This is a genomic window from Persicitalea sp., from assembly GCF_041751555.1.
Taxonomy (GTDB): Bacteria; Bacteroidota; Bacteroidia; order Cytophagales; family Spirosomataceae; genus Persicitalea.
On sequence record NZ_JBGSXF010000205.1, the window covers coordinates 1 to 5,377 of the forward strand.

Consider the following 5,377-nt stretch of genomic DNA (forward strand, 5'->3'; position numbering starts at 1 on the left):
AGAAGCTCCTTGTTGCGCAACGGCATTCTGAGTAAAAGCCACTACGCTGCCCAGCAGCAGGGCGACGGTAAAGAGTTTTGTTTTCATGAAAAAATGGTTTAGAATTTTGTGGAAAATCAAACAACGGCGTTGAACGCCTCCAGATGTGGCCGCACATCCATCCCCATTTGGGCCATTCCCACAATCCAGGTTTCTTCGTCCAGATTGCTCGTCCCAATCCATTCTTCATCGGAGAGCGAAGCCCGCCAGCCCAATAGCGGCAGGGCGTCGGCCCCTACCGGATTACGGAAGTCGGCTTTCTCGCCCGTAGCTACCGCCAGGATCGTTTCGGCCACTTCTGACGCGGGAACGTGGAACGAAGCCGACGCCGCTAGGTAGGCTTTCAATCGGGCGTGCTGGTAGTAAGCAGTCTGTGGCGGCACGGCATCGCCTTTCTCGATGAGAGGCGTGTCGATGACGCCCGGCTGCACCAGCGCCACCCGGATTCCGTACTGCCTTACTTCGCCGGCCAGGCTCTCGCTCAGGGCCTCGATGGCCGCTTTGGTGGCGCAGTAGGCACCAAAACAGGCGCTGTAAATCTTCCCAGCCACCGACGAAACATTGACGATGCACCCACTCCGTTGCTGCCGCATCCCCGGCAACACCGCCTGTATGCAGCGCAGCGTCCCGAAGTAGTTGGTCTGCATGACAGCCTGAAAGGTTCCGAAAGCCGTTTCTTCCACCGCGCCGATCGGCGCAATGCCCGCATTGTTGACCAGCACGTCGATCTGTCCGGCCTGAGCCAGTACCTCGGCCACGGCAGTTTTTACCGACTCGTCGGAATCCACGTCCATCGTCAGAATCGTGATCGGCAGGTTGTCGCGTTCGGCGAGTTGCGCCAGTTCGGGGGATTTTTGTGGGGTACGCATAGTGGCGTACACGCTGTGGCCGCTGCGGGCCATGCGTTCGGCGGTGGCAAAGCCAATGCCCGTGCTGCATCCGGTAATGAGAATCGTTGACATTTTGGGTATATAGTTAAGGATGAATTAGTTGATTTGACTGACTTGCATGAGCGGTTGCGCATCCGTGAAGTTGGGGATGTCGCCGATGAGTTCGGGACCGTGTACGGCCAGGGCATTTTGCAGCTCTTCCACGCTGCCAAAATGCAGGCGGGCAATGGCGGCATACATCGGCGGACTGTCGGGTGCGGCCCCGGCCAGGCCTTGTTCGGCATCAATACCCGTTAAGCCGAGGGAAGTGAGGCGCTCCCGCACGAGGGGTAGGTGGCGGTCGAAGTAATAGTCCGCATCGAACTGGCTATCGGCGGTTTTGGGATACAGGACGGTTAGGGAAATCATAGGGTTTGGGAGTTTTTAGGTGAAGAATTAGGAAATTTTAGTAGTTTTGATAAATACCTTATTGTATGGAAACGCTCACGATTGAAATCAAAAATCCGAAGGTGCGGGAACTGATCGCCAACCTGGCTGATATGGATCTGATTGCCGTTCTGCCCCAACAACCAACCTGGGCCGAGCGTTGGCAAGCCTTGTCGGACTCCCTGCCCGATGTGCCACAGATTACGGAACAGGACATTCTTGACGAAATCAAGGAAGTCCGGCAATCCGGCGTGTCCCGGCAATGAGGATTGTCATCGATACTAACCTATACGTCAGCGCGATCATCAATGAAAACTCCCGTCGGCGACTCAATGAGGTTTTATTGAATCCTGCGCTATCCATTTTACTGGACACGGCCCTGCTGAACGAGTTGAACGAAGTGATTCACCTTCCCAAATTCAGCCGCTACGTTTCGCCTTTACAAATCGAACAGTTCATGAACCTGCTGTTTGAACGCGCTACAATAGCCGAAACTACCTCTATTGTTCGGGCAAGTCCCGATCCCAAAGACGATTACTTGCTGGCCTTGTGCCGCGATAGCCAAGCCGATTACCTGCTGACAGGCCATAAGTTGGATCTGTTGGCTCTGGGTCAATTTGAGAAAACGCGGATTGTAACGCTTTCTCAATTCCTGGCCTTGTTCCCGCAGTAAGCTTGGTACCCAAGTTCCACTTTTAGTCGATCTTAGTGTGATGCACATTGGCTCTTGCCGTGTTATATCGCCCAAAGTTTTTGCCGGAATCATAGGGCTTAGGTTGGTTTGAGTAGTTGAAAATGAGAAAAGCCAAAATTCATTTTGCTGGTACTTCCGGCATCCAGAAATTGCCTAGCATCTTCCACTGGCCGTTTTCTTTTTCCAGATAATTGGCTTTATGGGTACGCTTTGCCGTACCGTCGGGAGCGGTATCCGTTTCAATGTAGGTCACGAAGGCCGTGTTGCCCACAATGCGGAAGCGATAATCGGCTGTCGTTAGCTTTTCTTCACTTTTTTTGAAACTATCGGCGTTGATGTGACTTCTGTACGTATCGGTGACCGTTTGATAACCTCGGATATAGCCGCTGCCCGGTTGTTGAAACGAAATGGCCACATTGGGTGAATTGGCAAAGTAGCTGACGGCTTTTTCGGCGTCTTTATCCATAACTGCCTGGCTATGGCCTTCCAGCACTGCTTTGATGGCAGCTTCGTCGGCCTTCAGTCCGTCCGGCGGTGTGGTTGAGGTAGGTTGCGCCAGAATGGGTGTGTGCTGCGAAGCGGCAAACTTCCACTCGGAAGTCGGCGCTTTTCCCTCCTTTTTAAGCGTATAGGTAAAGGCCGTCCGCCCAGTTCCATCTCCGCCAAAAGAATGAATACCGCTCATCACGGCCAGATCGCCCGAACGAAATATTTTCAGGTCGGAGGCTGAGCTTTCAAGGCCGGGTCTGCCTTCGCTGCTTTTCAGCAGGGCGGGTTTTAATACAAATGCCCCTTGTCGGTCTGTGTACCGGAAGTCATCGGTACTGCGCTTCTTGAAAAAATCGTAGGGCGACTTATTGTACTCGGTCAGAAACTGGCTGAGAGCCTTTTCGACTTCGGCGGTCGAGGTGTCTTGGGCGAAAGTGGCTGGGCTCATCAGCAGCAGGGCGAGGATAAGGAGTTTGGTTTTCATCGTGTTTTTTTGTTTAGAATTGAAAGGTGAACCTACGTGGAACTCAAATGAGAAAATTGTAAAAATGCGACATTCACAGCCTTGGATATATGACTTCAAACAGGCAATAGAATAATCCAATAATCTGATTCTCAGAACGTCACTTTACCATCTTCCTCCTTCCAGGTACCTTCGCCCGTCGGGCCCACAGGCGGGCCGACGTTGGGGCTGCTGCCTTTTATTTTGGCAAAACGGCCCGTGCCGCCCGTGAAAGTGGTGGTGCCCGTGATGCTGCTCGGGCCTACCTGCGTGGTCATGGTGGTGGAGAACGTATCGCCGTTGGTGGTTGTGAACGTCACCTTGTGGTCGGCGGCCCCGGTGGCCAGGATGAAGTCGAACGCATCCGTGAACGTGACGTTGCCCGCGAAGGAGGAAGTTCCGGTGCCTTCAATGACTACTTTGATGATGTTCTGCCCGGCGGCGTTTTTGGTTATATCCTGACTCTTGGTTTTGAAACTGTACTGCGCCGTGTAGGGGGCATTTTCCATTTCAAATTCCGGCGTGACGTGGTCTTTTGTGCAGGCCGTAGTCAGGGCCAGGAGGCCGACCAGCATTAGGGCGGAGATTTTGGTTGGGTGTTTCATGAGGTTTGATTGGTTTTGTGAATACTCGTTGGGTTCAAGAAAAATGGTGTGGATGAATCGGTAGGCTCGATCAAGCTACTTGCCCAACCGACACCCCAAAGTTCCGGGTTTAGGCTGCCCGCTGTACCCGCCATATGTGGTGGTATTGGGTCTCACATCCCACGAGAGCAAAAAATTTGGGCAAAAAGAATCCTATCCCCGCCTGAACGGGACTTATATACGTACCAAAAAAGCCAGTCGAGATCAGCCCGCCGGGCCGGGGCGGTTGAGGATGCCCAGTTGCTCGAAGAGCAGCATCTGGTCGCTCATGGGCCAGGCATCCACGATTTTGCCGTCGATGACACGGTACTTGACCAGCATCGGGTATTCAACGGTGCGGTGCGTGGGCGGCAGGCCGAAAATTTCGCCCTTATGCACTCCCCGGAAAACTCCGTGGACAATCACGTCGTCACCCTCGGCGGTCATTTCCTCGATGAAGATGGTGTAGCCCGGAAAAGCTGCCTCGTACATCAGGATGCCGTTGATGTGCGAAGGCAGGTCGGAGAACTGGCGGATGGTGGCTTCGGTCTTGGGACTTTGGGTCATCGCGAGGGCATACTCCATAATCAGTTTTTTATTACGCTCGGTCTTTTCCATGAGATTGTGCAATTGACTGATACAAAGATAAGGGGCTGATACGGGGTTGGTTAGCGTTCAACGCGCAAAGATTTGTGCTATTGTTGCATAGTAGCCCTGCATTTGTGCTATTGTTTCATTCGCGCCCTTTTTCGCCAGTCCGAGGGCGTTTGGGCGAAGGTTTCCATGAAACAATGACTAAAATAACTCAATTCGGGAAAGCCGACGCGCCCGGCCACCTCGCCCACGGTCAGCGTGGTGGTCTCGAGCAGGTCGCGGGCTTTGCACAGCCGGACGTGCCGAATGTAGTTGGCCGTCGCGAAGCCCGTCAGCTTCTTGAGCCTCCGAAAGAGTTGCGTTCGGCTCAACCCCAGTTCGCGTTCCAGTTTCAGCGAATCCAAATCGGCCTGATCCAGATTGTCGTCGATGAACTGGCCCACCGTTGCCAGAAACGCGGCATCTTTGACATGAACCGACGCCCGTACTTTGTCGATGGTCAGGCCGTCGCGCATGAACCGCTCGATACGCTGCCGGGTGGCGGTGGGCAGGTTTTCCGATTGAAGTGCCTCCGGCAAAGTCCACGATGGAGCCAGGGAAGTATGGGTCGGCACCGGCGGTTCATCGAGCAGCAAATCCACGTAAATGACGCAGCTATCCCCGGCATTTCGGTCGAGTTGCAGGATTTTGGCCGTGTTCGACAGCAACAGATTGGGATTGAGGCACATCGGGTTGGTCGTGATTTGCAGCCGCAACCGCGCCACCTCGGCTTCCGTCAGTACCAACGCCGCCACCTCGAAGCGCGAACCGGGCGTCAGCAGGTAAAGCAGTTTGAGCCAAAGGGTGGTGAAGGGAGGCAGCACCTCTTCCAGCGAAGTAGTGACCAGCACCGGGGCAGCCACGCCCGACAGTTCGGGACTGATCCCCCGCGATTGGGCAATGGGCGCAAAGGCATGGGCCAGATTTTCTAGAAGTTCGCCGACATCGAGCGCCGTCGGCGACGGGTTCAGTACAGGATGGGACATTGGCGCAGGAAAGTAGGGTGGTCGAGTTGGTCAAGCATAAAGCGGGCCACGTCGGCGCGGCTGATGGAAGGTGACTCGAAGCCCCGGAATTGCAC

Annotated in this window: 8 protein-coding genes; 2 read left to right on the top strand and 6 right to left on the bottom strand. The window is 54.4% G+C overall.

Going from position 1 to position 5,377, the window contains the following annotated elements:
* Positions 1–116 precede the first annotated feature (116 nt).
* Together ACEW8P_RS07375 and ACEW8P_RS07380 are read right to left on the bottom strand one after the other, a co-directional pair.
* The gene (locus ACEW8P_RS07375) at positions 117–1,001 is read right to left on the bottom strand and encodes an SDR family oxidoreductase (RefSeq protein ID WP_373512449.1); all 885 of its coding nucleotides are present in this window, start codon (positions 999–1,001) and stop codon (positions 117–119) included.
* A gap of 24 nt (positions 1,002–1,025) precedes the next feature.
* Positions 1,026–1,337 (bottom strand): EthD family reductase, encoded by a 312-nt coding sequence (locus ACEW8P_RS07380; protein ID WP_373512450.1) that lies wholly within the window; start codon positions 1,335–1,337, stop codon positions 1,026–1,028.
* Positions 1,338–1,402: 65 nt separating this feature from the next.
* On the opposite strand from ACEW8P_RS07380, the gene ACEW8P_RS07385 reads away from it, so the two are divergent.
* Entirely contained in the window at positions 1,403–1,621 is a 219-nt protein-coding gene (locus tag ACEW8P_RS07385) for a hypothetical protein (protein ID WP_373512451.1), read from the top strand.
* On the top strand, positions 1,618–2,028 hold the full coding sequence (locus tag ACEW8P_RS07390; RefSeq protein ID WP_373512452.1) for a putative toxin-antitoxin system toxin component, PIN family: 411 nt from the start codon (positions 1,618–1,620) through the stop codon (positions 2,026–2,028). Before ACEW8P_RS07385 ends, ACEW8P_RS07390 begins: the two co-directional genes overlap by 4 nt.
* A 139-nt stretch (positions 2,029–2,167) precedes the next feature.
* On the opposite strand, the gene ACEW8P_RS07395 is transcribed toward ACEW8P_RS07390, so the two are convergent.
* The 4 genes from ACEW8P_RS07395 to ACEW8P_RS07410 form a co-directional block, all read right to left on the bottom strand.
* Entirely contained in the window at positions 2,168–3,022 is an 855-nt protein-coding gene (locus tag ACEW8P_RS07395) for a DUF4440 domain-containing protein (protein WP_373512453.1), read from the bottom strand.
* 131 nt (positions 3,023–3,153) lie between these two features.
* The gene (locus tag ACEW8P_RS07400) at positions 3,154–3,645 is read right to left on the bottom strand and encodes a hypothetical protein (protein WP_373512454.1); all 492 of its coding nucleotides are present in this window, start codon (positions 3,643–3,645) and stop codon (positions 3,154–3,156) included.
* A 243-nt stretch (positions 3,646–3,888) separates the two neighbouring features.
* On the bottom strand, positions 3,889–4,281 hold the full coding sequence (locus tag ACEW8P_RS07405; RefSeq protein ID WP_373512455.1) for an ester cyclase: 393 nt from the start codon (positions 4,279–4,281) through the stop codon (positions 3,889–3,891).
* Positions 4,282–4,388: 107 nt separating this feature from the next.
* On the bottom strand, positions 4,389–5,282 hold the full coding sequence (locus ACEW8P_RS07410; RefSeq protein ID WP_373512456.1) for a helix-turn-helix domain-containing protein: 894 nt from the start codon (positions 5,280–5,282) through the stop codon (positions 4,389–4,391).
* Positions 5,283–5,377: the final 95 nt, after the last annotated feature.